This window comes from Nisaea sp. (assembly GCF_017640745.1).
Classification (GTDB): domain Bacteria; phylum Pseudomonadota; class Alphaproteobacteria; order Thalassobaculales; family Thalassobaculaceae; genus Nisaea.
Window position 1 is genome coordinate 43,075 of sequence record NZ_JAEPQA010000018.1, and the last position, 26,392, is coordinate 69,466.

Annotated in this window: 29 protein-coding genes; 11 read left to right on the top strand and 18 right to left on the bottom strand. The window is 65.8% G+C overall.

Going from position 1 to position 26,392, the window contains the following annotated elements:
- Positions 1-66 precede the first annotated feature (66 nt).
- The 3 genes from JJ959_RS13570 to JJ959_RS13580 all read left to right on the top strand — a co-directional run bounded on the left by JJ959_RS13570 (position 67) and on the right by JJ959_RS13580 (position 1,307).
- Positions 67-522, top strand: a complete 456-nt coding sequence (locus JJ959_RS13570) for a group III truncated hemoglobin (RefSeq protein ID WP_292884420.1) — start codon at positions 67-69, stop codon at positions 520-522.
- A complete protein-coding gene (locus tag JJ959_RS13575) occupies positions 519-743 on the top strand; it encodes a hypothetical protein (RefSeq protein WP_292884422.1) in 225 nt (74 codons plus the stop codon). The genes JJ959_RS13570 and JJ959_RS13575 overlap by 4 nt, the downstream gene beginning before the upstream one ends.
- 135 nt (positions 744-878) lie before the next feature.
- A complete protein-coding gene (locus JJ959_RS13580; protein ID WP_292884424.1) occupies positions 879-1,307 on the top strand; it encodes an Rrf2 family transcriptional regulator in 429 nt (142 codons plus the stop codon).
- A gap of 9 nt (positions 1,308-1,316) precedes the next feature.
- Here the strand turns inward: JJ959_RS13580 and JJ959_RS13585 are convergent, their stop codons facing one another.
- The 7 genes from JJ959_RS13585 to JJ959_RS13615 all read right to left on the bottom strand — a co-directional run bounded on the left by JJ959_RS13585 (position 1,317) and on the right by JJ959_RS13615 (position 8,998).
- The gene (locus JJ959_RS13585; RefSeq protein WP_292884426.1) at positions 1,317-1,946 is read right to left on the bottom strand and encodes a GNAT family N-acetyltransferase; all 630 of its coding nucleotides are present in this window, start codon (positions 1,944-1,946) and stop codon (positions 1,317-1,319) included.
- Between the two features lie 2 nt (positions 1,947-1,948).
- A complete protein-coding gene (mutL, locus tag JJ959_RS13590) occupies positions 1,949-3,790 on the bottom strand; it encodes a DNA mismatch repair endonuclease MutL (protein ID WP_292884552.1) in 1,842 nt (613 codons plus the stop codon).
- Between the two features lie 29 nt (positions 3,791-3,819).
- Positions 3,820-5,148: a glucose-6-phosphate isomerase gene (locus tag JJ959_RS13595; RefSeq protein WP_292884428.1), complete on the bottom strand. Its 1,329-nt coding sequence runs from the start codon at positions 5,146-5,148 to the stop codon at positions 3,820-3,822.
- 83 nt (positions 5,149-5,231) lie between these two features.
- Entirely contained in the window at positions 5,232-6,584 is a 1,353-nt protein-coding gene (locus JJ959_RS13600; protein WP_292884430.1) for a pitrilysin family protein, read from the bottom strand.
- A gap of 10 nt (positions 6,585-6,594) precedes the next feature.
- The gene (locus JJ959_RS13605; protein ID WP_292884432.1) at positions 6,595-7,944 is read right to left on the bottom strand and encodes a pitrilysin family protein; all 1,350 of its coding nucleotides are present in this window, start codon (positions 7,942-7,944) and stop codon (positions 6,595-6,597) included.
- An 89-nt stretch (positions 7,945-8,033) separates the two neighbouring features.
- Positions 8,034-8,792: a molybdate ABC transporter substrate-binding protein gene (locus tag JJ959_RS13610; RefSeq protein WP_292884433.1), complete on the bottom strand. Its 759-nt coding sequence runs from the start codon at positions 8,790-8,792 to the stop codon at positions 8,034-8,036.
- Positions 8,789-8,998 (bottom strand): TOBE domain-containing protein, encoded by a 210-nt coding sequence (locus JJ959_RS13615; RefSeq protein ID WP_292884435.1) that lies wholly within the window; start codon positions 8,996-8,998, stop codon positions 8,789-8,791. The genes JJ959_RS13610 and JJ959_RS13615 overlap by 4 nt, the downstream gene beginning before the upstream one ends.
- A gap of 104 nt (positions 8,999-9,102) precedes the next feature.
- On the opposite strand from JJ959_RS13615, the gene JJ959_RS13620 reads away from it, so the two are divergent.
- Genes JJ959_RS13620 through JJ959_RS13630 form a run of 3 tightly spaced genes read left to right on the top strand, consistent with a single transcriptional unit; the run spans position 9,103 to position 11,983 of the window.
- Complete coding sequence (locus JJ959_RS13620) at positions 9,103-10,182, top strand: iron ABC transporter substrate-binding protein (protein WP_292884437.1); 1,080 nt, start codon at positions 9,103-9,105, stop codon at positions 10,180-10,182.
- The gene (locus JJ959_RS13625) at positions 10,179-11,210 is read left to right on the top strand and encodes an iron ABC transporter permease (RefSeq protein ID WP_292884439.1); all 1,032 of its coding nucleotides are present in this window, start codon (positions 10,179-10,181) and stop codon (positions 11,208-11,210) included. The genes JJ959_RS13620 and JJ959_RS13625 overlap by 4 nt, the downstream gene beginning before the upstream one ends.
- Positions 11,201-11,983, top strand: coding sequence for an ABC transporter ATP-binding protein (locus tag JJ959_RS13630; RefSeq protein ID WP_292884441.1), 783 nt, complete (start codon positions 11,201-11,203; stop codon positions 11,981-11,983). Before JJ959_RS13625 ends, JJ959_RS13630 begins: the two co-directional genes overlap by 10 nt.
- Positions 11,984-11,992: 9 nt before the next feature.
- Here JJ959_RS13630 and JJ959_RS13635 read toward each other — a convergent pair whose 3' ends face one another.
- From JJ959_RS13635 to JJ959_RS13655, 5 genes are read right to left on the bottom strand one after another with little or no spacing between them, the layout of a single operon-like run.
- A complete protein-coding gene (locus tag JJ959_RS13635; protein WP_292884443.1) occupies positions 11,993-12,586 on the bottom strand; it encodes a DUF3035 domain-containing protein in 594 nt (197 codons plus the stop codon).
- A gap of 32 nt (positions 12,587-12,618) precedes the next feature.
- Positions 12,619-13,137, bottom strand: coding sequence for a signal peptidase II (lspA, locus tag JJ959_RS13640; RefSeq protein WP_292884445.1), 519 nt, complete (start codon positions 13,135-13,137; stop codon positions 12,619-12,621).
- Between the two features lie 4 nt (positions 13,138-13,141).
- Positions 13,142-15,949: an isoleucine--tRNA ligase gene (gene ileS / locus JJ959_RS13645; RefSeq protein ID WP_292884447.1), complete on the bottom strand. Its 2,808-nt coding sequence runs from the start codon at positions 15,947-15,949 to the stop codon at positions 13,142-13,144.
- A 40-nt stretch (positions 15,950-15,989) separates the two neighbouring features.
- Positions 15,990-16,922, bottom strand: coding sequence for a bifunctional riboflavin kinase/FAD synthetase (locus tag JJ959_RS13650; protein ID WP_292884449.1), 933 nt, complete (start codon positions 16,920-16,922; stop codon positions 15,990-15,992).
- Positions 16,923-16,934: 12 nt separating this feature from the next.
- On the bottom strand, positions 16,935-17,411 hold the full coding sequence (locus JJ959_RS13655) for a MaoC family dehydratase (RefSeq protein ID WP_292884451.1): 477 nt from the start codon (positions 17,409-17,411) through the stop codon (positions 16,935-16,937).
- Positions 17,412-17,525: 114 nt separating this feature from the next.
- Here JJ959_RS13655 and JJ959_RS13660 point away from each other — a divergent pair, with 114 nt between their 5' ends.
- On the top strand, positions 17,526-18,299 hold the full coding sequence (locus JJ959_RS13660; protein ID WP_292884453.1) for a fumarylacetoacetate hydrolase family protein: 774 nt from the start codon (positions 17,526-17,528) through the stop codon (positions 18,297-18,299).
- 10 nt (positions 18,300-18,309) lie between these two features.
- On the opposite strand, the gene JJ959_RS13665 is transcribed toward JJ959_RS13660, so the two are convergent.
- Both JJ959_RS13665 and JJ959_RS13670 read right to left on the bottom strand, forming a co-directional pair.
- Positions 18,310-18,864: a hypothetical protein gene (locus tag JJ959_RS13665; RefSeq protein WP_292884455.1), complete on the bottom strand. Its 555-nt coding sequence runs from the start codon at positions 18,862-18,864 to the stop codon at positions 18,310-18,312.
- Between the two features lie 62 nt (positions 18,865-18,926).
- Positions 18,927-20,339, bottom strand: a complete 1,413-nt coding sequence (locus tag JJ959_RS13670; protein ID WP_292884457.1) for an amidase family protein — start codon at positions 20,337-20,339, stop codon at positions 18,927-18,929.
- A 207-nt stretch (positions 20,340-20,546) separates the two neighbouring features.
- Between JJ959_RS13670 and JJ959_RS13675 the strand changes: the two genes are divergently transcribed.
- From JJ959_RS13675 to JJ959_RS13685, 3 genes are all read left to right on the top strand, one after another.
- Positions 20,547-21,563 (top strand): Ldh family oxidoreductase, encoded by a 1,017-nt coding sequence (locus JJ959_RS13675; protein ID WP_292884459.1) that lies wholly within the window; start codon positions 20,547-20,549, stop codon positions 21,561-21,563.
- 12 nt (positions 21,564-21,575) lie between these two features.
- On the top strand, positions 21,576-22,067 hold the full coding sequence (locus tag JJ959_RS13680; RefSeq protein ID WP_292884461.1) for a GNAT family N-acetyltransferase: 492 nt from the start codon (positions 21,576-21,578) through the stop codon (positions 22,065-22,067).
- Between the two features lie 82 nt (positions 22,068-22,149).
- Complete coding sequence (locus tag JJ959_RS13685) at positions 22,150-22,986, top strand: mechanosensitive ion channel domain-containing protein (RefSeq protein ID WP_292884463.1); 837 nt, start codon at positions 22,150-22,152, stop codon at positions 22,984-22,986.
- Positions 22,987-23,004: 18 nt separating this feature from the next.
- Here the strand turns inward: JJ959_RS13685 and JJ959_RS13690 are convergent, their stop codons facing one another.
- Positions 23,005-24,006: a S1C family serine protease gene (locus JJ959_RS13690; RefSeq protein WP_292884465.1), complete on the bottom strand. Its 1,002-nt coding sequence runs from the start codon at positions 24,004-24,006 to the stop codon at positions 23,005-23,007.
- A gap of 176 nt (positions 24,007-24,182) precedes the next feature.
- Between JJ959_RS13690 and JJ959_RS13695 the strand changes: the two genes are divergently transcribed.
- Positions 24,183-24,569, top strand: coding sequence for a hypothetical protein (locus JJ959_RS13695; protein ID WP_292884467.1), 387 nt, complete (start codon positions 24,183-24,185; stop codon positions 24,567-24,569).
- Between the two features lie 30 nt (positions 24,570-24,599).
- Here JJ959_RS13695 and JJ959_RS13700 read toward each other — a convergent pair whose 3' ends face one another.
- The 3 genes from JJ959_RS13700 to JJ959_RS13710 all read right to left on the bottom strand — a co-directional run bounded on the left by JJ959_RS13700 (position 24,600) and on the right by JJ959_RS13710 (position 26,383).
- On the bottom strand, positions 24,600-25,241 hold the full coding sequence (locus JJ959_RS13700; RefSeq protein ID WP_292884469.1) for a hypothetical protein: 642 nt from the start codon (positions 25,239-25,241) through the stop codon (positions 24,600-24,602).
- A gap of 206 nt (positions 25,242-25,447) precedes the next feature.
- Positions 25,448-25,822: a hypothetical protein gene (locus JJ959_RS13705; RefSeq protein ID WP_193184338.1), complete on the bottom strand. Its 375-nt coding sequence runs from the start codon at positions 25,820-25,822 to the stop codon at positions 25,448-25,450.
- 69 nt (positions 25,823-25,891) lie between these two features.
- Positions 25,892-26,383, bottom strand: a complete 492-nt coding sequence (locus JJ959_RS13710; protein WP_292884472.1) for a hypothetical protein — start codon at positions 26,381-26,383, stop codon at positions 25,892-25,894.
- Positions 26,384-26,392: the final 9 nt, after the last annotated feature.

Sequence of the window (26,392 nt, forward strand, 5' to 3'; positions counted from 1 at the left end):
AGAGGTTCCTTGAATCGTGCAAATAAAGATGCATATTAAATTCATCTTTTAAGAGGGAGACCTCCGATGACTATCGAACCGATCCGAAGCGCGCCCGAACGTCGGGCGGAACTGCAGACACAGGCCGCCGCGCTCGGGATCGACGAAGGCTATATCGATCGCCTCGTCGAGGCCTTCTACAGGAAGGTCCGGCAGGACGGGATGCTCGGTCCGGTCTTCGCGCGGCGGATCGCGGACTGGGGGCCGCACCTCACACGGATGAAGGCCTTCTGGAGTTCGGTGGCCCTCAATAGCGGGCAATATTCCGGCAAGCCGGTCCCGGCGCATCTCGTGCTGAAAGAGGTTCGTCCCGCGCATTTCGAACGCTGGCTCGCGCTCTTCCAGGAAACCCTCGAAGAGACCGCCCCCACCCCCGGCGCGGTCTTCCACTTCATGGAGCGGGCGCAGCGCATCGCCACCAGTCTGCAACTCGCCATGTTCGGAGTGCCGGAACTGCAGCGCCCGAAAGGAGAGGGCAAATGATCACTCTCAAGATCGTCACCATGCTGGCGCTCGCCGCCACGGCCGGTTTTTTCCTGATCTACCTGACCGCGCTCGAGACCGGCAGCCGCGAGGATGAGCGTCTCGGTCGGAAATCCTTCCTCGACGAAACCGGCGGCGCTCTGGTCTTCGCCGCACGCGGCGCCTTCTTCGGCTGGATCGCCCTGCTCGTCGTGCTGACCGCCGTCGATGCCGTCGGCTGAAAGGAGACATGATGAAACATCCCCTCCCCCTCTGGCGCCGGTTCGGACCGATCCTTCTGCTCTGGGTCGCCGCCCCCTTGCCGCTCTACATCTGGGCCGGGATCTCTCTCGCGCTCGGTCTGAGGTGAACGCGCCATGCGGCTCAACGTGCAGACCGACTATGCGCTGCGCCTGCTGATGCATCTCGCGGTCAATACCGGCCGCCTGGTGACCATCAAGGAGGCCTCCGACCGTTTCGGGATCTCGAAGACGCACCTGATGAAGCTCGCCAGCGCATTGACCCATGACGGGTTCGTTGAGGCGCTCCGGGGCCGCTCAGGGGGCCTCAGGCTGGCACGTCCGGCGGCGGAGATACGGGTCGGCGAGGTGGTGCGGCGCATGGAGAACGATTTCGACGTCGTGGAATGTTTCCGGGCCGGGCGCAACGAATGCCTGATTACCCCAGCCTGCCGCCTGAAAGGCGTGCTGCACCGGGCCGTCGAGGCGTTCCTCTCGGAGCTCGACAGCTGCACGCTCGAGGATCTGGTGAAAACGAACCAGCCGCTTCGTCTGCTGCTCGCCTGAACCGCAGGCTCAGGGAAGCGCCCGCCCGAGCCAGATGGCCTTGCCGGTGTCTTTGTCCGCCGGTAGATCGATCGGCGCGAACCCGGCGCGCTGCCAGAACGTGAGACCACCGGTATTGCCGGGATTGACGCCGACATGGACGTGCCCCGCGCCCGCTCTTCGCACAAGCGGGTACCCGGTCTCCAGCAAACGCGAGCCGATCCCCCGGCGCTGCAGGCGCGGCAAGAGGTTCATGTGCAGGTGGCCCGGATGCTCCGCCACCACCGCGTCCGGGATTACGCCTTCCGGATGATGGATGCGGTGCGCCCGCTTGGCATCCGCGTCCCAAGCCGGGTCCGGCAACGGTCCCGGATCCGGATAGCAACGGCGAAGAGACGGCCACCACTCGGCCTGCTGCCGGGCTTCGAAATCCCGCGTGTTCGGAACGCCGACCAGATAGCCCGCGACGCCCTCTGCGTCCTCGGCGACAAGGCAGAGGTCCGGCAGCAGCGTCGCATAGGGTCCAACATAGACATGGCCGATGATTTCGCGATGCCGGTAGAGACGCGTCGCATCCCCGCCGCCGTCGCCGGTGCGGAGTGAAATTTCATAGAGTGTGGGGAGATCCTCGTCGCGGAAGGCTCTGATCCGGACCTCCATCCTCAGCGCCGTCCGAACAGCTTCTCGATGTCGTTGAGGGAGAGCGAAACGTAGGTCGGGCGGCCGTGGTTGCACTGGCCGGAATGGGGCGTCGCCTCCATCTCGCGCAGGAGCGCGTTCATCTCCTCGACCGTCAGCCGCCGCCCGGAGCGGACCGAGCCGTGGCAGGCGATCGTGCCGCAGATATGCGCGAGCCGGTCCTTCAGCGCCATCGCCTCGCCGAACTCCGTCAGCTCCTCGGCCAGATCACGCACCAGCCCCTGCACATCCGCCTCGCCCATCAGGGCCGGGACCTCGCGCACCACGACGGCGCCGGCGCCGAACGGCTCCAGGACGAGGCCGAGCTCGGCGAACTCCTCCGCCCGCGCGCCGAGCCGGTCGACCGAGCTTTCGTCCAGGTCGACCACTTCCGGGATCAGCAGCATCTGCCGCTTGATGCCGTCCGCCTCGAGCGCCTTCTTCATCCGCTCATAGACCAGCCGCTCATGCGCCGCGTGCTGGTCGACGATGACCACACCCTCGCCGGTCTGGGCGACGATGTAGTTCTCGTGCAGCTGCGCCCGGGCGGCGCCGAGCGGGTGGTTCTGCAGGGCGGCGGTTTCCGGCGCAGGCGCCTCGGCGCGGGCCTGCGGCGCAACGCCCTCCATCATGCCGGCAAAGGGTGCCTGGCCGATCGGGGCCTGATAGGCCATCGCCGCTTCCGCCATGCCGCACGGCACATGGGTCTGCGCATAGCTCGGCGGCTGCCACTGATAACGCGGTGCGCCAGCGGGTTCCGCCGAGCGGCCGAGCGCGCCGAGCGCTGCGTTCGAGACCGTGGTCGAGGCCCGGTGGCCGGCGGCGGTCAGGGCGTGTTTCAGCGCTCCTACGATGAGCCCGCGCACCAGCCCTGGCTCGCGGAAACGGACCTCCGTCTTGGCCGGATGCACGTTCACGTCGACCGCCTCCGGCGGCACGTCGAGGAAGAGCGCCAGCATCGGATGCCGGTCGTGCGAGATGAAATCCATGTAGGCGCCGCGCACCGCGCCGTAGAGCAGCTTGTCCCTGACCGGCCGGCCGTTCACGAAGAGAAACTGGTGGCTGGTGGTCCGCTTGTTGATGGTCGGCAGGCCTGCATAGCCCGAGAGCCGGATACCCTCGCGCTCTGCCTCGATCGGCAGCGCGTTGTCCTCGAAATCGCGTCCCATCACGGCGCCGAGGCGAGAGAGGCGCGCCTCGAAGAGATCGCCGGCCGCCTCGTTGAGGCGCAGGCTCGTCCGGCTGCCGTCGCCAAGCGAGAAGGCGACATGCGGATGCGCCATGGCGAGCCGCTCGATGACGTCGACTGCGTGAGCGTATTCCGTACGCGCCGCCTTGAGGAACTTGAGCCGCGCCGGGGTGGCATAGAACAGGTCGCGGACCTCGATCCTCGTTCCCTGACCCAGTGCCGCCGGCTCCGCTGGGCCAACCCGCCCGCCCTCGACAGTGAGGCTCCAGGCGCTGTCCTCCGGCCCGGCCGAAGCCGAGCGGGTGGTGATCGTCATCCGGCTCACCGCGCCGATCGACGGCAGAGCCTCGCCGCGGAAGCCGAGGCTCATGATGTTGGTCAGGTCCTCGCCCTTGAGCTTGGAGGTGGCGTGCCGCTCGACCGCGACTTCCAGCTCTTCACGGGTCATGCCGATACCGTTGTCAGTGATGCTGATCGCGGTTCGCCCGCCGTCGCGCATCACGATATCGATCCGTGTCGCCTCGGCGTCGAGCGCGTTCTCGACCAGCTCCTTCACCGCGCTCGCCGGCCGTTCGACGACCTCGCCGGCGGCGATGCGGTTGACCAGCCCGTCGGGGAGGCGGCGGATCCGCCCGATGCGTTCGTCGATGCGCTGCGCAGCCGCGCTCACCCGCCCATCTCCGCGAGATAGCGCCGCGCCAGCACCTTGCCCTGCTCGACGGCAGGCTGATCGAATGCGTCGACGCCGAAGAGGTCGGCGGCGATCATGGTCTCGAGGAAGAAATGCATCATCAGGGCGCCCACGCTTTCCTCGTCCACCTTCGCGGTGCGGATGATCCGGGTCGGCCGTCCGTTGGCGATCAGGGTCTCCGCCGTCGCCCGCTGCTCGGCATCTAGCAGGTCTCCCATGGTGCGGCCCTCGAGATAGGCGAGCCCCTCGCCCATCAGCTCGGTCGCGCTGCCATTCACCCGCCCGCCAGTCTTCGCGACGTCGCTCTGCACGATGGTGACCAGCTTGTCGCGCGGCCCGTCGAGGAAGAGCTGCAGGGCGCTGTGCTGGTCGACCGCGCCGAGCGCGCCGATCGGCGTCGTGCCGTTGCCCCCCTTGCCGAGGCTTTCGGCCCAGAGCTGGGTGTACCAGTCGCCGATCCGGTCGAGCCGGTCGCTGTAGGGCATCAGCACGCTTTGCGTCACGCCGCGCTCACGCAGCAGGCCGACATTGACCATGGCACCGACCGCGGGCGCGCTCTCCTCCGGCCGGTTCGCCTCCAGCGCGGCGGCGGTTACGGCAGCCGCGCCGCGCCGGATCGCGCGCGCGTCGAGCCCGACGATCATGGCCGGCAGCAGACCGTTGAGGGTGAGCCCGGAATAGCGCCCGCCGATATCGGGATCGTGGTCGAGGCAGGGGCAGCCGACTTTCTCCGCGAACTGCCGCAAGGGGCGCGCGCCCGGCTCGGTGATGGCGATGAAATGCTGTGACGGATCGAGCCCGGCCTCGATATAGGCGTCGTGCAGCAGCAGGGTCTGGCAGAGCGTTTCCGCCGTGCCGCCCGATTTCGAGATCGCGATCACCATGGTCTTCGCGAAATCCACACGCTGATAGATCGCCGTGAACGTGGCGGGATCGATATTGTCGAGGAAATGAAGACGCGGCGCGGTCGGCGAGAAGGCAGCTCCCTTCTCCGACAGCCGGCAGATCGTCGCGCCGCCAAGGCTGGAACCGCCGATCCCGAGGATCAGCACATCGGCCGCGCGGCGGCGGATGTCGTCGGCAAGCGTTTCGGCGAGTTCGAGATCGTCCAGGCGCTCCGGCAGGGAGAGCAGCGGAAGCTCGCCGGTCTCGCGCTTGCGGCGCAGCCCCTCGAGCGACGCCGCGGCCGGTTCCGCGAGCGCGGCAAAGGCGGCACCGGACAGACCGCCCGGACCGAGTTTGCGTTCGAATGTCGCAGAAAAATCATGCCGGAGCGATCCGGCCGTCAAATGAAGCGCTTTCATGGTTACCGAATCTAGCAGATGCGGTTCGGGCGAACCACCTTCGGAACGGCGCTCTTCCGCCTCCGCTCGGTTTTTCGGCGTCCTCAGGACCGCGGCTGTGGCACCGGGGCCGTTGCCTTCAGATCCTTCGGCTGCCCCACCACGACGAAGGTCAGCTCGTCCGCGTGGAACAGTCGCTTCGCAACCCGTTTCAGGTCCGTCATCGTGACCGAATCGATCAGTTCCGGACGCTTCTCCAGATAATCGAGCGGACGCTTATCGCGCTGCAGGGAGACCAGCATGCCGGCGATCGGCGCCGAGCTGGTGAGCTGCATCGGGAAGGAGCCGTTGATATAGGTCTTGGCGTCCCGTACCTCCTGCTCGGTCGGTCCGTTCTCCGCCATCTCCGCCCAGATCTCGCGCACCAGCCGGACGGTCTCGGCGACCTTGTCGTTGCGGGTCGAGACCCCGCCCATGACCATCTGCGCGCCGTCGAGCGGCAGGCTGTAGGCATAGATCCCGTAGGTCAGGCCGCGCTTCTCCCGGATCTCCTCGGTCAGACGCGAGCCGAAACCACCGGCCATGATCTCCATCAGAATGGCTGCGGCAAAGCGGTCCGGGTCGTCGCGCGGGATACCGCGGTGGCCGAAGACAACGACGGATTGCGGCACCGCCTGCTCCACCACGAAGGTCTCTCCGACCGCGCTGAGCTGCGCTGCCTCCAGCGGCGTCTGCGCGGGGGTATCCGGAAGCGCGCCGAAGGTCCGGTCGAGCAGCAGGCCGAGGCGCTGCGGATCGATGTCGCCGACCACGCCGATTTCCATCTGATCGCGCGTCAGGACCTTGCCCGCGAAACCCTTCATGTCCTCGACGGTTATGCGGCCGACGCTGTCGACCGTACCACTGTCGGGCCGGCCATAGGGATGATCCGGGAAGGCCGCACGCCACCAGGTCTCGCTGGCAATGGTCTGCGGACGTGTCGCGCTGCGTTTCAGGGAAGAGACGATCTGCGCCCGGATGCGCTCGACCGGCTCCGGATCGAAACGCGGCTCGCTCATGGCGAGGCGCATCAGCTCGAACGCCGTGTCGGAATGCTCCGTCAGGGTCTGCAGGCGGGCGCTGAAGCCGTCCCGCCCGGCACTGAAGCCGAGACCGATCACACGGTCCTCGAGCTGCCGGCGGAAAGCCTCGCTGTCATAGGGTCCGGCGCCTTCGTCGAGCAAAGCCGCGACCATGTCCGCGAGGCCTTCCTTGCCGTCCGGATCCGCCGCCGCACCGCCCTTGAAGGAGGCGGAGAGCGTGATGATCGGATTCTTGTGGTCCTCGACCAGCCAGGCCTCGATCCCGCCCGGGCTGACCACGCGCTTGATCTCGATCGCCTCGGCGCCGCCCGCGCGGCCGAGGACGAGAAGGGTGCCGAGCGCGAAAACGGCACAACGGAAAAGCATCGTCGTCATCTAATTTTCCTCAGCTCGCCGGTTTCGGACGCAAGACGCTGGTGACATGGCCCGGTTTGGTCAGCACGGCGCGCGCCGCCTCCATCACCTGCTCGGCGGTGACCGCACCGACCTCCTCCGGCCAGCTCTCGATCTGCTCGATCGTCCGCCCGACCGCCAGCGCCTGGCCGACCGCATGGGCCGGGGCCGTCACGCTGTCGCGGGCATAGACGGCGCTCGCCTTCATGCTCTTCACGGCGCGCGCGACCTCGGCCGGGTCGACACCGTCACGCAGGATCGCCTGCAACTCCGCCTCGACCGCCTTTTCAAGCGCCTCGACGGAATGGCCTTCGGCGGGCACGCCGTAGAACCCGAAAGTCGAGGGGCCTATATCGCCGCCGCCGCTGAAGGCGCCGACGGAGAGCGCGACCTTCTCTTCGATCACCAGCTTCTTGTAAAGCCGGCTGGTCGACCCGCCGCCAATCACCTCCGCCAGCACCGCGAGCGGCAGCACATGACGGCTCTCGCCCCAGAAGCGGCTCGGCGCCAGCCAGCGCCGCGTCCAGCTCTCCTGCGCAGCGAGCGGATGAGCCAGCTCGACCCGGCGGGCGGCGATCTGCTCGGGTTCCTCGGGCCGCATCCGCTCCGGAACCGGACGGGCCGGGATGACGCCGTAATATTTCTCCGCCAGCGGCTTCAGCCGCTCCATCGTGATGTCGCCCGCGACCACCAGAATGGCGTTATTCGGCGCGTACCATTTGCGGTAGAAGGCGAGCGCGTTCTCCCGCGTCAGCGCCTCGATCTCATGGGCCCAGCCGATCAGCGGACGGCGATAGGGGTAATTCAGGTAGAGCGCCGCGTTCGTCCGTTCACTCAGGAGCGCGGCCGGGCTGTTGTCGACCCGCGAGCGCCGCTCCTCCAGCACCACCTGGCGTTCCGCCGCGACCTCGTCCTCATCCAGCATCAGGTTCGTCATCCGGTCGGCTTCCATCTCCATCACCAGCGGCAGCTTGTCGGAGGCGATGGTCTGGAAATAGGCGGTGTAATCGTATCCGGTGAAGGCGTTGCCCTGCCCGCCGTTGCGCGAAACGATGCGGGAGAACTCGCCGGACGGCACCTTCTCGGTGCCCTTGAACAGCAGATGCTCCAGAAAATGCGCGAGCCCGGTCTCGCCCGGCGCCTCGTCCGCGCCGCCGACCTTGTACCAGACCATGTGGGTGACGACCGGAACGCGCTGGTCGGTGATGGCGACGACCTGCATGCCGTTGGACAGGGTGAAGCTCTCTGGCTCGTAGACCTTGGCCCCGGCGGATCCGCCGGGGACCAGGATGCAGAACAGGGCGAGGAAAAGCGCGCCTCGTCCGATGGCCGGAAGTCTCACGGGGTCAGTCTCCTGGGTTACGTCGCCGGCAAAATGGCTTTCGACCCTTCGAGATATGGACAGGTTTGCGGCAGGAACAAGGCCGTCGCTCAGGGCAGATCGAAGCCGAACTGCGCCAGCAGCCTCCTTCCGGACTCCGCAAGGATGAAGTCCCGCAGCGCGGCGGCCTCTGGTGGCGCGTTCCGCAGCAGCGCCAGTCCGTTTTCGGATCCGACGGCAAGCGATTCCGGCAGGTCGACGATCTTCAGGCCGCCGACCTGATTGCGCGCGAGCGCCGCATTCGTCCGGTATGTCAGAAAGAGATCGGCGTGCCCCTGTTCGAGGATCCAGCCGTAGGGGTTGCGTCCCGCCGGAACCGGCAGCGCATCCCCGCCGCCCGTCAGTTTCCGGGCTTTCGCCTCAAGTAGGGTGAACGCGCCAAGGCGCAGACGCTCGGCCTTCCCGAACAGCGTCCAGGCATAATCGCCCGCCGGATCGGTGACAGGTGTCGAGGTTGCCACACGGACGTCCTCATCCAGCAGGGCGTCGAGCAGCGTCTCCGGCGAGACCTCGATCCCGGGGCGGACGAGCGCGCAGAGCCGGTTGCGGGAGAAGAGGGCAACCTCGCCGGCCAGCCCGGCCCGCCGAAGCGCTTCGGGATGCGCCATGTCCGCCGAGGCGAACAGGTCTGCCTCTGCGCCCTCCTCTATGCGCTGCCGCAACAATCCAGACGGGCCGAAACGCGTCCGGACCGGAAATCCTGTCTTGGAGGTGAAATCCGCGACGACGGCGCCGAGCGCAGCTTCGAGACTGCCCGCGGCGAAGAGCGAAATGGCCCTGTGCTCCGTCTCCCGGGCGGCTGGACTCAATCGACCGCCAGCATCACGTCGGAGGCCTTTATGATCGCGGTGACGTTCTTGCCCACTTCGATCCCGAGCCGCTTCGCCGAATCCATTGTGATCGAGGAAATGACGTGATTGCCGTTCCCGATATCGATCGTGATCACGGCGGTGACCACGCCTTCCTGAAACTCGACCACCTTGCCGGTGAGAGCATTGCGTGCGCTGATTTTCATGAAAGAATCTCCCGGTTGCGGCGGGTGCCAATTGTCGTTCATGCCGCCTGACTGCAAGATGGTACAAAGTCCCGGCGGGAACAATGGCGACAGGCGAGGACAGGATGCATCCTGCGAAAGTGACGCTCAGAAACCTCATCCGTTTCTGTCTGGCATTCGGCATGCTGCTGGGCGCGGCGGCGGATGCCGCAGCCGTGGCCTTCAAGGACTCCGCCGGGCGCGCGGTTCCCGTTCCGGAGCGGGTCACCAAGGTCTTTCCAGCGGGACCGCCGGCGGGGATCTTCCTCTACATGCTCGCCCCCGACCTGATGGCCGGATGGACCCGCTCGCCCCGTCCCGACGAACGCGATCTGATGCCGCAAGCTTATGCAGACCTGCCGGAAATCGGCCGGCTGACGGGGCGCGGCGGCAGCGCCAACCTTGAAACGGTGCTCGCCTCGAAGCCGGATCTCATCCTCGATTACGGCTCGCTCAGGCCGACCTATGTCTCCCTCGCCGACCGGGTGCAGACACAGACCGGAATCCCCTATGCCCTGATCGACGGCAGCTTCGACCAGATTCCGCAGGCCTTCCGGGCAACCGGCAACCTGATCGGACGGCCCGCGGAAGGGGAGGCAAAGGCACAGGAGACCGAACGCATCCTCGCCGACCTCGCCGCCGTCAGGCAGTCCCTCTCGATCGGCTCCTCGGCGCCCCGGGTCTATTACGGCCGCGGCGCGGACGGATTGCAGACCGGTGTCGGCGGATCGATCAATTCGGAACTTCTCAAATATGCCGGCGCGGTAAATGTGGCCGAGAATGTCGGCGGATCCGGCAATCTCGCGTCCGTTTCGATGGAGCAGGTGCTCTCCTGGAACCCGGACGTCATCCTGACCACCGATCCGAATTTTTACGAACGGGTCTGGTCCGACTCAGTCTGGGCGACGCTCGGCGCGGTGAAGGCAGGCCGGGTCTATCTCTCCCCCACCCTGCCCTTCGGCTGGTTCGACCGGCCACCGTCCGCCAACCGCCTGATCGGGCTGCGCTGGCTGCTGGCCGTGCTCTATCCGGACCGGTTCGCGGGTGAACTGGAAGCGGAAACCCGGGCCTTCTACAGAACCTTCTACCATCTGGAGCTTACCCACGCGCAGCTCTCGAAGGTATTGGGGCCCGGCACCCGACCCGGGACCGGGCGCTCGAAATGACGCTTTCGGGCGGCGTTTCGGCGATGCGCACGGGCGCATGGGCCGCTGGCGGGCTTGGGGCCATCTTCCTGCTGTTCTGCATCGCGGCGACCGTCGGCCAGTATCCGCTGAGCATCGCCGAAGTGCTGACCGCTCTCGGATCCCTTTTGAGCGGCGCGGAGACCGGAAGCGCGGCGGAAACCGTGGTGCTGAACATCCGGCTTCCGAGGCTTGCTGCCGCGCTCCTCGTCGGCCTCGCCCTGGCCGCCTCGGGCGCCACCTACCAGACCGTGTTCCGCAATCCGCTGGTCGCGCCGGACATTCTCGGCGTTTCGGCCGGCGCGGGTCTCGGCGCGGTCACCGCTATCTTCCTCTCGCTCCCGGTGCCGATGATCCAAGCTTTCGCTTTCGTCTTCGGACTGCTGGCAGTGATCGTCGTCTATTTCATGTCGAAGCTGGTGCGGGGCGTGCACGATCCGATCCTCGTACTGGTGCTGTCGGGCGTGGTCATCGGGGCGGTGATGGGCGCGGGGATATCGGTGCTGACCTATCTTGCCGACCCCTATGACCAGCTGCCGGCGATCACCTTCTGGCTCATGGGCAGCCTTGCCGGCATCACCTTCGACGACCTGATGGCCGCCTGGCCGCCGGTACTGGCCGGGATCGTTCCGCTCTTCCTGCTGCGCTGGCGGATCAATCTGATGGCGCTCGACGAGGAGGAGGCGCGCGCGCTCGGGGTCGAGACCGGCCGCCTGCGCGTCGTCCTCGTCGTCGCGGCGACGCTGATGACCTCGTCGGTGGTGGCGATCTCGGGCACCGTCGGCTGGGTTGGTCTGATCATCCCACATGTCGCGCGGTTCCTGGTCGGTCCGGAATTCAGCAGGCTGCTGCCGGCCACCGTCCTGATCGGCGCCGGTTACCTGCTGCTGGTCGATACGATCGCCCGGAGCAGCGCCGGGATCGAGATCCCGATCGGGATACTCAACGCCTTCATCGGGGCGCCGCTTTTCCTCTGGATCCTCGCCCGGGCGCGGCGGTCATGGCGTTGACGCTCAGTGCCCGCGGGCTTGGTTTCGGCTATCCGGGCCACAGGGTCGGCCACGCGCTCGATCTCGATATCGGGGCGCACCAGGTGACGATGCTGCTCGGCCCGAACGGCTGCGGCAAGACGACCCTGTTCCGCACCCTCCTCGGACTGCTTCCGGCGCAGGCCGGTGCCGTCACACTGGACGGCATGCCGCTCTCCTCCCTCTCTCGGCAGGAGATCGCCCGCCGCCTCGCCTACGTGCCCCAGGTCGCGGAAGGCTACTTTCCGTTCTCGGTTCTGGATGTCGTCCTGATGGGGCGGGCACCTTTCCTCGGGACCTTCGAGGCGCCCGGAAGAAAAGACCGTGAGCTTGCCGGGGCCGCGCTCGGGCAACTCGGGCTCGACGAGCTCGCTGACCGCTCCTTTTCCGCAATCAGCGGCGGGCAGCGCCAGCTCGCGCTGATCGCCCGTGCCCTCGTCCAGGCCGCGCCTGTCCTGATCATGGACGAGCCGACGGCCAATCTCGACTACGGAAACCAGCACCGGATCCTGAAGCGGGCGCGGGCGCTCGCCTCGGACGGACGAACGGTGGTCATTTCATCGCACAATCCGGATCACGCGCTCGCATACGCCGATCAGGTGGTGCTGATCAAATCGGGCACGGTGATTGCGGCCGGACCGGCAGAGGAAACGATGACCGCGGAGCGCCTCTCCGGGATGTACGACATGCCGGTCGCAGTACTGGAGGTCGAGGACGGCCTCGGCGGCCGCTCCCGGCGGTGCGTCCCGCTCTAAGCGTAGAACCTAGTCGAACAGGCCCTTGCGCTTGCGCTCGATGACCGGCGTCTCGCCCGTGGTCGGCGCGTTGCCGAGCGCCGCGTTTTCCTGCAGGCGCTTCTTTTCCGCCTCGGCATCGACGACGACGCCGCGCGGCGCCTTTTCGCGCCAGAACAGCAGATTGTCGATCAGGTATTCCTCTTCGTAGACGAAGCTCTTGGTCTCCTGATTGACCGTGTTCCGGATGCCGGGCTCGGCATCGGCCGTCCTCAGCAGCTGGCGCATCTTCGACTCGCCCGGAGTCTCGCGCGAGACCGGCGTGCTCGGAGCGAACGACGGGACATTGCCGGCAGTGCCGGAAACCGTGCTCTGGTTTCCGGAGCCGAGGACCAGCCGTTCGGCGGCTTTGGTGACGTCGCGCTCCTGCGGGCGCGGCTCGCCTGGGGTCGGCGGCCGGAGGGCGAAGTTCGGCGGCAGGCTGAGCGGCGGACGCGCCACCACCGCGAACTCGTCGGGAGACTGTTTCTTGTTGCCGATCGCGGACTGGATGTCGCTGCAGGCCTGCAGGCCGAGCGCGCCGACGCAAAGGGTGAGTCCCAGAACCCTGCCGAGCCTCAACATGCCAATTTCACTCCGGTCTCTCGCTTTCCGCGTCACTCGCCGCTCCCCTTCGAGATATGGGCATCCGCCCCTCGCGAGTCACCCAGAAAGCTGTCAAACAGCAAAAACACCACGCCGATGGATATCGCACTATCGGCAATATTGAAAGCGGGCCAGTGATAGCCGGCAAAGTGCCAGTCGATGAAATCCACCACGGCGTGGAAGCGGATCCGGTCGATCACGTTGCCGATCGCGCCGCCGATGATCAGCCCGAGCGAGATCCGCAGCAGCGGGCTGGTCGCCTTCGAGAGCCAGATCCCGAGACCGATCACCACCGCCACGGCGAAAGCCGAGAGATAATAGGGCGTCATCGGATGGTCGCTCGCCATCAGGCCGAAGCTGACGCCCCGGTTCCAGACAGCGACCAGATTGAAGAACGGGGTCACCTCGACCACGCGCCCGTCCTGGAAAATGGTCGCAAGCGCCCATTGCTTGGTCGCCTGATCGGCCAGCACGACCAGCAGGGCCAGCAGCCCGCCAAGCTTCAGACTGCGTTTCGCGGCGTCCGTCACCGGTCTATTCGGCGGCGGTTTCGAGGGAACCGACAGCGTCGGCACAACGACCGCAGACCGGCGGCTCCGTCACTTCCGGCAGAACCTTCCAGCAGCGCTCGCACTTGCCGCCGTCGGCCAGCGCCGGAACCACGCCGACGCCCGCGACATCCTCGAGACGGAAGGCTTCGGCCGGCGCCTCTCCGACGATCAGCTCGGCATCAGAGGTGATGAAGAGTTCGGCCGCGTCGAGACCCTCGAACGCTTTGAGGGCCGCCTCGCCGACATAGACCTTCGGAGCCGCCTGCAGGGAGGAACCGATGCGCTTCTGGTTGCGCTCGATTTCGAGCGCGCCGGTGACGACCCGCCGGACATTGCGGATCTCGGCCCAGCGCGCGGCGACCGCCTCGTTCCGCCATTCGGCCGGGGTCTCCGGGAAGGTGCGGAGATGCACCGACTCTTCCGGGCCGGTGCCGCGGGTCATCCAGGCCTCTTCCGCGGTGAAGCAGAGCACCGGGGCGAGCCAGGCGGTGAGCCGGCTGAAGATCTCGTCAAGCACGGTGCGCGCAGCACGGCGGCGGATGGAGTCCGGCCGGTCGCAATAGAAGCTGTCCTTGCGGATATCGAAATAGAAGGCCGAGAGATCGACCGCGCAGAAATTGTGCAGCTGGGTGAAGAGCGTGTGGAAATCGAACGCGTCCACCCGGTCGCGGATCATCGCGTCCAGTTCCCAGAGCCGGTGCAGCACCCAACGCTCCAGTTCCGGCATCTCGGCGACGGACAGCCGCTCCGCCTCGGTGAAGCCGTCGAGATTGCCGAGCAGATAGCGCAGCGTGTTGCGCAGACGGCGATACTGGTCGGCCTGGTGCTTCAGGATCTCCTTGCCGATGCGCAGATCCTCGGAATAGTCCGAGTTCACCACCCAGAGGCGCAGGATGTCGGCGCCGCTCTGGTCGATGACGTCCTGCGGCGCAGTGACGTTGCCGAGCGACTTCGACATCTTGCGGCCGTTCTCGTCGAGCACGAAGCCGTGGGTCAGCACCGCATCATAGGGCGCGCGTCCGCGGGTGCCGCAGCTCTCCAGCAGCGAGGAATGGAACCAGCCGCGATGCTGGTCCGAGCCCTCAAGATAGAGGTCGGCCGGCCATTTCAGTTCGGGACGGGCTTCGAGCACGAAGGAATGGGTCGAGCCGCTCTCGAACCAGACCTCGACGATGTCCTTGTTCTGCTCGTAGTCGTCGGCGTTGTACTTGTTGCCGAGGAAGCGGGACGGGTCGCTGGTGAACCAGGCGTCCGAGCCTTCCTCCTCGAAGATGGCGCCGATCCGGTCGATGACCTCCTGGTCGCGCAGCATCTCGCCGGTCTTCTTCTCGACGAAGACCGGGATCGGCACGCCCCAGGCACGCTGGCGGCTGATGCACCAGTCCGGCCGCTGCTCGATCATGGCGCGGAGCCGCGTCTGGCCGGCCTGCGGCACGAAGCGGGTCTCGTCGATCGCCTTCAGCGCGTTCAGCCGGAGATCGTTCGTCTCCATGGAGATGAACCATTGCGGCGTGTTGCGGAAGATCAGCGGCGCCTTGGAGCGCCAGGAATGCGGATAGGAGTGGGTGATGCTGCCGCGCGCCAGAAGACCGCCCGCATCGCGGATGATGGCGGAGATCTTCAGATTGTCTTCCAGCACATGCATGCCGGCGAAGAGCGGGACGTGATCGTAGAAATAACCGTCGTCGCCCACGGTCTGCGGGATCTCGAGGCCGTTCGCCTGGCCGAGCACGAAGTCGTCCGCGCCATGGCCCGGCGCGATATGGACGAAGCCGGTACCTGCGTCGGTGGTGACGAAATCGCCGAGCAGCAGCGGAACGTCGTAATCGTAGCCCTGGCCGCGCAGCGGATGGGCGAGGATCGAGCCGGCGATCTCGGCGCCGGTGACGCGCGCCAGTTCCGCGACCTCCTCGATCTTGCCCGCCTGCTTGACGGAATCGAGCAGATCGGCGGCGACGACCAGCTTCTCGCCGACCTCGGCGAGGCTGCCTTCGGCGACCGCCTTCACCTCAACGACGACATAGACGAACTCCTCGCCGCCCGCGACCGCGCGGTTGCCCGCCATGGTCCAGGGGGTGGTCGTCCAGATCACCACGGATGCGCCTTCGAGGGCCGGATGCTTCGGCTTCACCACCTTGAAGCGGACATGGATCGTGGTCGACTTGTGGTCGTGATACTCGACCTCGGCATCGGCCAGCGCGGTCTTCTCGACCACCGACCACATGACCGGCTTGGCCCCCTTGTAGAGGCCGCCATTCATCACGAACTTGCCGATCTCGCGGGCGATCTGCGCCTCGGCCGGGAAGGTCATGGTGAGATAGGGGTCTTCCCAGTTGCCGCCGACCCCGAGGCGCTTGAACTCCTCGGTCTGCACATCGACCCATTTCTGGGCGAACTCGCGGCATTCGCGGCGGAACTCGACGACCGGGACATTGTCCTTGTCGAGACCCTTCTCGCGATACTGTTCCTCGATCTTCCACTCGATCGGCAGGCCGTGGCAGTCCCAGCCGGGGACGTAGTTCGCGTCCTTGCCGAGCATCTGCTGCGAGCGGTTGATCACGTCCTTCAACACCTTGTTGAGCGCGTGACCCATATGCAGGTGGCCGTTGGCGTAGGGCGGGCCGTCATGGAGGATGAACTTCTCGGCGCCGGAGCGGCTCTCGCGCAGCTTCTTCTGCAGGCCGATCTTCTCCCAATGCGCCAGAATTTCGGGCTCGCGGGTCGGCAGGTTGCCGCGCATCGGGAAGTCGGTCTTCGGCAGAAAGACGGTCGTCTTGTAGTCCACGCTCATCGGTTTTCTCTCTGGGCGGACCGTCCCGGCCCGCACCCTCTTATCCGGACAGTTTCTCCCGCGCGACCTCCGCGTCGCGCGCGATTTGCGCCTTCAGTTCGTCGAGGCCGCTAAATTTCATTTCCGGGCGGATAAAGTCAATGAATTGCACGCGGAGTTTGCGCCCGTAAAGATCGGGCGCGACGTCGAACAGATTGACCTCAAGCAGTGGCCCCCGGTCATTCACCGTCGGACGACGCCCGAAATTCGCGACGCCATTCCACCAGTCCCCGCCCCGGACGTCCCGCGCCCGCACCGCATAGACGCCGTGCGCCGGATGCAGAATATCGGCGAGTTGCAGGTTGGCGGTCGGGAACCCGATCGTCCGTCCGCGCTGGTCGCCCTTGATCACTTCGGCCTCGACCTCCCAGGGACGGCCGAGCAGCGTCGCCGCGCCGCGTGGATCACCTTCCTTCAGGCACTGGCGCACGCGGCTCGAGGAATAGACCGCGCCATCCTCTTCCGTCACCGCATCCACCACCGAAACGCCGAAGCCGAGCCGGATGCCGAATTCCTGCAGCATCTCGGGCGTGCCGCGGCGGCGATGGCCAAAGAAAAAGTCGTGGCCGATAATGACATGCCGGAGCCCGAGGCCGCGATGCAGCACCTGCGTGATGAAATCTTCCGCCGAGAGGTGCGAGAAAGCCTCGTCAAAGCCAAGCTCGAACAGGAGATTGACGCCAAGCGCGGCGATCGCTTCGGCGCGCAGCGCGGCACTCGTCAGCCGGAAAGCCTGCGCGTCCGGCTGGAACAGCATGCGCGGATGAGGCTCGAAGGTGAGCACGGCCGCCGGCACGCCGGCGAGATGCGCCGCGCGCTGGGCCTGCCCGATCACCGCCTTGTGGCCGAGATGGACCCCGTCGAAATTTCCGACAGCGGCGATCGCGCCGCGATCGTCCGAGGTGACGTCCCCGAGACTCCGAATTATCCGCATGTTCCAGCCATCCTATCGCGGACGGCTGGGTACCATGATCAGTGCGTCGCCGTCGATCACCAACTGCTCGTTGACGTAGCAGCGCGTGGCGAACAGGACGCGGCTTTTCTCTTCATGGATCTCGAGCACCTCGATCTCCGCCTTGACCTCGTCCTCGTAGCGGACCGGAGCGACGAATTTCAGGTTCTGCTTCAGGTAGACGCTGCCCTGTCCCGGCATGACCGTTCCGAACAGTGTCGAGAAAAAGCCGGCGGAAAGCATCCCGTGCACGATGCGCTCGCGGAAGATCGTCCCGCGCGCGTAATCCTCGTCGAAATGGATCGGGTTGCGGTCTCCGGAGACGCTGGCGAATTGTTCGACCATGGCTCCCGTAACCTTCCGGCTGAATTCGGCGCGCATTCCCGGAGCAAGGTCCTCGAGAAAATAGCGGCCGATCTTCTCCGGTGCGTGGGACACGACCGGCGACATCATGGCTCCGTCGGGGGACATCCTGACTCCGTCAATTTATTGTGCAGTGCAGCAAAACAAATATAGCCGTGGAGCCGAAAGCGCTCAACTGCTTAGATGGAAAAAACGACGGAATTTCACGAGGAAATGCATCAAATGAAAGACTCGGCGCGCCTGACGGAGCTGATTCTCGCGGCCAGACTTGACGGGAAGATGCCTGCCCCGACCCGGGACTGGTACGGCAACACCGATATCGAGGACGCTTACAGAATTCAGGAAACGGTTCTGAAGGAGATGCTCCGCCGGCGCGGCGGAAAGATCATCGGGCACAAGGTCGGCTGCACCAATCAGGGCGCACGGGATCTGCTCCAGCTCGACGGGCCGTTCCACGGCGCGCTTCTCTCCGGGACCGCCACCGAAAGTCCAGCCCGCATCTCCAAGGACGATTATCCATTCATCATCCTGGAGCCGGAGTTCGCCCTCAGGATCGGCACCGCCTTACGTCCCGGCGACCGGACGCACACGGCGGAGAGCGTCGCAGCGTCGGTCGATGCGATCGTGCCGGCCATCGAAATCGTCTCGTCCTGCCACGACGAATGGACCGAGGCCGGCCCCGCCCTGCTGATCGCCGACAACGGATCCTCCTACGGCTGGGTCCGCGGCGAGCCCGTGACCGACTGGGATCCCGAGATGCTGATGAGCGCCACGGTATCGCTCTCGGTCGGTAAGCATCACGTCGCTTCGGGCAACGCCGCCAATGTCGATGGCGGACCGCTCGGGGTCCTCGCCTGGGTGGCCAACAGACTCCCGCTGGAGCCGGGCGCCTATGTCAGCACGGGTACGGCGACCAGTGTTCATTTCGCCGAACGCGGAGACATGGTGGTCGCGCATTTCGGCCCGTTCGGCGAGGTCGAGGTGGAGATCGCCTGAGAACGCGGGATCAGTCCCCGTTGAATGGCAGGAGCTGCTCCGGTGGAAAGGAGAGCGCCACGCCCTGCACGCTGCAGGACAGGATGACATTCGCTTCCTTGCCGTGGCCCGGGCAGGGAAGCTTGACCACGGTCCATTCCGATACGCGCCCGTAACTCGTGACCATGCCGGCGTTCGTGCCGATCGCGGGCAGGGCGAGAATGTTCCGGTAGAATGGGATGAGATCGTGTTCGGCGATTGCCGGCGACTGGCTCAGCGGCTGGTTCGTCTCGTCGATCCCGAGCCGGTCCACAAGCTCGGTGCCCCAGAGCCGGCAGCGCATGTCGAACGGCACTTCGGATATCTGCTCGTCGACATGGATCCAGCCGTACCAGCCCCGGAAGTCGTAGAAATCGAAGGCCGACCAGGACGGCAGTTCCGTTCCCTGCCATTTGCTCCGCCAGATCTCGACGAAGGCGCCAAGCGGGCCGAACCGTTCGCTCGGCGCGTCGAGCGGATGCAGGCCGAATTGCCGGCCTGCGCCCGACTGCGGCAGGACGAACGGTTTCCAGGGTTTCGCGTTCAAGGCGGCTCCGATCTTGGTGGACTGAGTCTATCTCAGGCGCAGCCTTTTTGCGAAAACAGTAATCAAACAGGGTCGATCGGCACCGCCGCCGCATGACCGATCTCCGCTTCGAGCAGGGCCGCGGCGGAGAGCAGGCCCGCTTCGTCGCGCGGTCCTCCGACGACCTGCAGGCCGACCGGAAGCCCTTCGGCGGTGAAGCCTGCCGGAATGGACAATGCGGGGAAGGTCGTCAGGGTGATCGCATAGGCCATGGTCAGCCACTCGACGTAATTGTCGAAGGTGTGGCCGTCGCAGACCTCGACATAACGCTGCTCGACCGGATAGGGGCCGACGCAGGTCGCGGGCGAGAGCAGGAGATCGTAGGTTTCGAAGAAATCGACCGCGCGCTGGATATAGGCGCCGCGTGCGAGCTGGACCCGGGTGAAGTCCTCGAGGCTGTATTCCAGCGCCTTCTCGATGTTCCAGACCACTTCCGGCTTCATCTTGTCGCGATGCGCGTCCAGAAGCTTTTTCTTGGTCATGTAGAACCCTTCGGCGCGCAGGGCCTGGAAGATCTCCTGCACATCGTGGAAGTCCGGATGCGCCTCCTCGACCTTGACGCCGAGCGCTTCGAATTTGAGCGCGGCGGCCTCGCAGATCTTCGCCACTTCCGGGTCGACCGGCGTGCAGCCGAGATCCCGCGAGAAGGCGACCCGCTTCGGCAGCCGCTGCGCGTTAACGGCATCGACAAAGCTTTCGGCCGGACGGGCGAGCGAGATCGGGTCGCGCGGATGTTCGCCGGACATGGCGTCGAGCATCAGCGCGACGTCGGCGACGTTGCGGGCCATCGGGCCGGCGACCGGGAGATTCGCGAACGGCGTGGCGGACGGTCCGCGCGCGACCCGGCCCGGGCTCGGACGGAGGCCGACAATGGAGCAGAAGCTCGCGGGATTGCGCAGCGAGCCGCCGGTATCGGAGCCCTGCGCGAGCCAGGCGGTCCCGGAGGCCAGCGCGGCGGCCGAGCCGCCGGACGATCCGGCGACACTGCGCTTCTGGTTCCAGGGATTGAGCGTGGTCCCGAGAACTTCATTGAAGGTATTGCCGCCGGCGCCGAATTCCGGCGTGTTCGCCTTGGCGTAGACCACCCCGCCGTTCTTCTCCAGCGTCTCGACGACGATGTCGGACTTCGTCGGAATATGGTCGGCGAAGATCGGCGAGCCGAAGGTGGTCCGCACCCCTTTCACTTCTTCCAGGTCCTTGATCGCGACCGGGATGCCGAGCAGTTCCCCGCGATCCGCGACGGGCTTTTCCATCAGCGCTTTGGCGTGGTCGCGCGCGCGCTCGAAGCACAGCGTCGGCAGCGCGTTGATTCTCGGCTCGACCGCGGAGATCCGCGCCTCCAACGCGTCCAGCAGGTCGAGCGGAGTGACCTCGCCCCTGGCCAGCAGATTGCGGATTTCGGTCGCGGTTTTCCAGATCAGGGAACTATCGGTCATTGGGTACTCCGGGCGCATTGCACGCATGTGACTCGTAAGGCAGGGAGGCGCAGCTTATAGCAATGTCCCGCGCCTGCAATTGTACTCCGCGTGGATGGTCTCGTGCCCGCCGGGCGAAGGCGGGCGCGTTGACACCGCACATCGCATCGTCGCAAGGTCTGACCTCCTCCAGACCACCCGAGACCCGATCCTCCCGGAGACCGAGATATGCGGATACCCCTCGCGACGCTGCAGGACACCATTGCGGCCGCCTTCGTGAACAGCAAGGTCGCGCCCGACATGGCGGAGATCGTCGCGCGCGCGCTGGTTCGGGCGGAAGCGGACGGCATATCCTCGCACGGCGTGGCGCGGGTCCCGCCCTATGCCGAACAGGCGAAATGCGGAAAGGTCGACGGCTTCGCGAAACCGACCGCGCACCGCCCCCGTCCGGGCGTGATCAATGTCGACAGCCATATCGGCTTTGCCTTCCCGGCGATAACGCTGGGCCTCGCGGAAGGCTCGAAGGCCGCCAAGGAGACCGGGGTCGCGGCCGTCGGCATTGCCCATTCGCACCATTTCGGCGTCGCCGGACATCATGTCGAGGATGCCGCGGATGAAGGTCTCGTCGCGCTCGCCTTCTCCAACACACCGTCGGCGATCGCGCCCTGGGGCGGCAAGAAGGCACTCTACGGCACCAATCCGATCGCCTTCGCCTGGCCGCGGCCCGGCAAGCCTCCGATGGTGATCGACCTGTCCGTCTCCACCGTGGCCCGCGGCAAGGTCATGCTCGCCGCGAAGGCCGGCAAACCCATTCCCGACGACTGGGCGCTCGATGCCGACGGTAACGCAACGACCGATGCGAATGCCGCGCTCGAGGGCTCCATGGCACCGCTCGGCGGCACCAGTGCGGGCGCCAAGGGAGCGGCCCTCGCCCTGATGGTCGAACTGCTCTGCGGCGCCCTCACCGGCTCCAATTTCGGCTATGAGGGAACCTCCTTCTTCGAGCCGACGGGCGCTCCGCCCTCGATCGGCCACATGATCCTGCTGTTCGATCCGGCAGCCTTTGGCGGTGCGGAGAGTTTCGCCCTGCGCGGCGAGGAGATGTTCGCGGAGATCATCGCGCAGGAAGGCGCGCGCCTGCCCGGCGATCGCCGGCTGGTCCTGCGCGAGCAGGCGGCACGGGACGGCGTCGAGATTCCCGATGCGCTTTATGAAGACATCATGGCCCGTGCGGCCTCAAACTGACGAGAAACGAGTATGACTGACGGCATCATCATCCGCCCCGCGACACGTGAGGACGTTCCGCAGCTCTTCAAGCTTGTGCAGGGTCTCGCGGAATATGTGAAGGAAACCCACCTTCTGAAGGCGACGGAAGCCGACCTGCTGCGCGACGGCTTCGGGCCCGAGCCCCGCTTCAAGGCGGTCGTTGCCGACGACGGCACCGGGAACCTGCTCGGGAACGTCATCTATTCCGCCAATTACTCGACCTGGCTCGGGCGCTCTGTCTGCTACATCGACGATTTCTTCGTCTCCGAGGCCGCGCGGGGCAAGGGTCTCGGCAAGAGACTGATGGCCGCTGTCGCAGCCGAAGCGGTTGCGGCGGGACATGGCCGTATCGCCCTTTCGGTGCTGCACTGGAACCCGGCCCGCGAGATCTATCACCGGCTCGGCTTCAAGCACGAAGAGGAATGGCTGCGCTATTCCGTCTCCGGCGACGCCCTGAAAGAGCTCGCCAACGCCGCCGGTTGAGCCCCAGCTTACAGGCTTGACATCCGACGGCCGGTTAACCGCCAATTGACCTCAGGTTTCCTGGAGCGGGAGAAAGAGCATCATGAATGTCGATGTCGCGGGCGAAATGAACGTGCTTTGGGACGAGATCCAGCTGACTCTGGCCACATACGGCTTCGATGTCCTCGGCGCCATAGTGATCCTCCTGCTCGGCTGGGTCGTCGCCGGCTGGGCAAGCCGGGCGACCCGCAACGCGGTGGAACGGATCGGCTGGATGGACGGCACGATCAAACCGCTGATCGCGTCGGTCGTCCGCTACGTGATCATCGTGATCACCGTCGTCGCGGTCCTGAACCGCTTCGGGGTCGAGACGACCAGCATCATCGCCGTGCTCGGCGCCGCCGGCCTCGCCGTCGGCCTGGCGCTCCAGGGCACGCTCAGCAATGTCGCCGCAGGGGTGATGATCCTCTTCCTGCGTCCCTTCAAGGTCGGCGACTATGTCACCGCGGGCGGCAACGGCGGGACGGTTGCCGAAGTCGGCCTGTTCACCACCGAATTGACGACGCCCGACAATGTGTCGATCTCCGTACCGAACAGCCAGATCATCGGCGGCGCGATCACCAATTTCTCCCGCCACCCGACGCGGCGCATCGATATCATCGTCGGCATCGGCTACAGCAGCAATATCGACACCGCTTTCGCCGCGCTGACGAAGCTTGCCGAGGGCGATGCGCGGGTCCTCGCCGATCCGGCTCCGCAGGTCAGCGTAAGGGCACTCGCCGACAGTTCGGTGAATGTCGGGCTCCGCTTCTGGGTCAATTCCGCCGACTACTGGCCGACCCTGTTCGATTTCAACAAGGCGGTGAAAGAAACGCTGGACGCGAACGGCATCGAGATTCCGTTCCCTCAGCGCGTCGTCGAGCTCAAGAACCCGAAGTAAAGGCCTGGCCGGGCCAGATCAGTAGGTCCGGCCGAGCTTGAGCCAGTCGTGGCGGTCCCGGCTTTCGACGTCGATCACGTGGATCTTCCCCTCGCGCAGGACCGTGAGAGGAATCCGCGTCCCCGCCGGACCGAGCGCCCAGACCGAACGGAAGAAGCCGGCCATGTCCGTCACCGGCGCACCGTCGACCGCGACGAGCAGATCGCCGAACCGGAGCCCCGCCGTTTCGGCCGGACCACCTTCGGATACGCCTGAGACGATGAGATATCCGTTCACTTCGGTCGGATAGAGCCCGATCCATGGCCGGGCCGGTTCCGTCGAGCGCCCGAAGGCAAGCAGGTCGGCGAGGATCGGCTTCAGCAGGTCTATCGGCACGAACATGTTGCCCGCCTGCCCGCTCCCGCCCGCATCCTGCAGGATGAGCGAACCGATGCCGAGCAGACGGCCGTCTTCGCCGAACAACGCGGCACCGCCGAATTCCGGGATCGGAGGCGACGTGAAAATCGCCCCGTCGATGAGGTACTCCCAGCCGCCGGCGAAGGGATGCACCGAGCGGACCTCGACAGCCAGCGCCGGCACCGGCCCGACGCTCGCCGCGAGCGCCTTCTGGCGGCTTTCGACCGCGGCTGACGAGCCGAGCGCGACCGACGGCACGCTGAGGCCCTCGTAGGCTCTGAGGAGCCCGAAACCGGTTGCATGATCGTAGGCAACGATATCGGCCGGGAAACGGCGGCCGCTCCGATCGGTCACCGAAACCTCGTCAGCTTCCAGGATCAGATAGCCGATCGTCAGGATCAACCCATCATCCGCGATCACGACGCCAGCGCCCGCGCGTTCGGTGCCGAGGCGGGAGGCGGTTCTCGAATCTCCGGGAACGCGGGCTTCCACGCGGACGACGCTGAGCAGAGGATTCGCCGTCCCCGCCGCAGGGGCAGGGGCGGACGCGAGCGAAGACCCCAGAAGAACGAGGCAGAGCGTTAGGATAGCCGCTCCGCGTTGCACGAAGAACTGCACCTGCATCACTCCTCCGTCTGCTGCCGCGGCTCCGGGCCGCATGTCGAACGATATATGGCGCTCGAGCCGGCAACCAAGAGTCTCGCACCCGCCGCATGCGTCCTATCGAACGCAATACGCTTCAGCCCTCGAACTATGTTATTGTTCCCAAAGGATGCGACCCAAGACGCGGCAGGTGGTGAATGGCGAAGAACCATGCAAAGGAAAAAGCGCTGGAAGCGCTGGAAGCGACCGGCAACAACCGGCGCGAGGCGTCCTTGCTCCTCCGGGTCTGGGCCGAGTCGGACGAGAAACTGAAAGCAGATCTGGTCCGGCCGTTCCTCAACAATATCTGTGCGCTCGCGGTGCAGAGTGCGGCGGCCGGCCGAGCCACCCTGCGCAAACCGGCGTCCGGGCGCAAGCGTCCCGCGGACAATGCCGCGTCGCTGCTGAATGCGATCAGCGGCGGCGCCGCGCAGACCATGTCCAGCACGCGCAGCTCCGCGCCGCCGCCGCCGGCGAGCAGTGCGCGCCACCGGCAGGCCGTCACACTTCTCGCCTCGGCCTTCAAGCCCGGCAACAAGTCCTGAAAATGAACGGATGAAGTCGAGCGGCGGCCCTTACCTCGGCCGTGCCTCGACCATGTTTTCGTAAAGATTCGCGAGATAGGTCGGATCCGCGCCGATGCTGACCTGCTGGTTCGTCCGGCTGCGGATTTCCGCTGTCTCGGCCACGCCCGCCGCGACCATTTCCGGGGTCGGCTCGTCCGGAACCACGACCTGCCCGTTCTTGATCAGCCCCGCCAGCATGTCCTGGGAATGCTTGCGGAAGCGCTGGAACGAGGAATCCATGCCGCTGTCCCGCCGTGCCCGCGGGTTCGAGGCGCGCGACAGTGCCATCGAAAAGATATCGAGGATCAGGTTCGGATTGTAGCTCGCGATCCACCCGTCGACCATTGCGCCGAACACGGCCTCGACATAGACCCGCGCGCCGCGCTGCCCCATCAGGCCGCCGGCAAGCGTCTTGTCCGCTCCGGCGACCATCTGGTCCGTCGGCTGCTTCGGGACAATCGCGAAACCGGCCAGCTCAAGCGATTGAACGACGCCTTCCGCGTCCTTCTTGTACTGCTCCCACTCGTTCTCGATCAGGAAAGATCCGAGGATATCGACCTGATCGTTCTGCACACGGTTCAGGAACCGCGCGAATTCCTTCGCGACGTGCTCAACGACCGAAAATGTCTGCACCGGCTCTCTGCCGCGCATCGCCAACTCCTTAACAGGCCCGCCCGAAATCGGGGCCGGCGTGTGACTCTCGTTTGCTCCGCAAGGAGCGGCCCATGGGCCTATCCTCCGGAAATAAATTTAAAAACCGCGAAAACTCTAGCCGATGCGCAGCATGAAAAACAACGCCGTCTTTCCGACAGGCACTGGCCATCGGTCCGGAAGGTGCGATAGCGCACGCTGCCGTGCTATCGCGGCGCGCGCGTGAGAAAACGCGGCGGCGCCTGAAGATCGCCACCGGCGTCGGGCTTGCGTGCCGTGCGCACCCGCCGCTGCGGCGATTCCATATCCCGCCAATCGCGCTCCGTCTGAAACGGCTCGCCCTGAAGCGCCTCGCGAATGATCGCATGAGCGAGATGTTCGGCGGCCGAGCCGATATCGGTGCGCTGCCAGCCCGGCAAGGCATCGAAGGCGGCGCGCGCCATGAAGCGGTCGATCTGCTTGCCGGACGTGTAAGCCCTGCGGATTTCCCGCGTCACCTTGTCCGACGGACCGAGTTTCTCGGCAACCGTGTCCGAAAGGATACCAAGAGCCCTGCGATCTGTGGTCTCAAAGCTCGCCATCTAGCGCTCCATGTGACTGAACGGACACAAGATACGCATGCGGAAGCGCTCTGTCACCGGCTTCCTGCATCATCCGAATTTCCTGACCGCCGCCCTCAGCCCGCTCAGGACCTGATCTTCCAGAATTCCGCCGTTATCCGTGATCCGGTCGGCGATGACGACATACATGGCGTCGATGTGAAGCTGCAGGATCTCGAACTGGATACGTCCGAGTTCCGTCCGGCCGGCGACGAAATCGTTCAGCGTCGTCGCGATCAGGCTGAGGACGTTGTAGCCGATGGTCCCGCCCATCCCCTTGATCTGAAGACTTTCGTCAAAGACCAGCGCCAGCATGTCCTGCTGGGTCATATCGCCGTCGAGAACCGTCTGGACGCTGGTGCGCAGTTTGCGCAGCCGGGCCGCGAGATCGATCACGAAACGCTCGCGCGACTCGTTGACCACCTCCTCCAGCCGCCGCAATACGGCCGGGCTCAGACGCAGATCCATGCCCGTCCTGCTGTTGACGGCACGCGCGCGGAGTTCTTCGACAGGAGGCAGAAGCTTGGACTTCGCGGCGGTCAAACCGGCTCC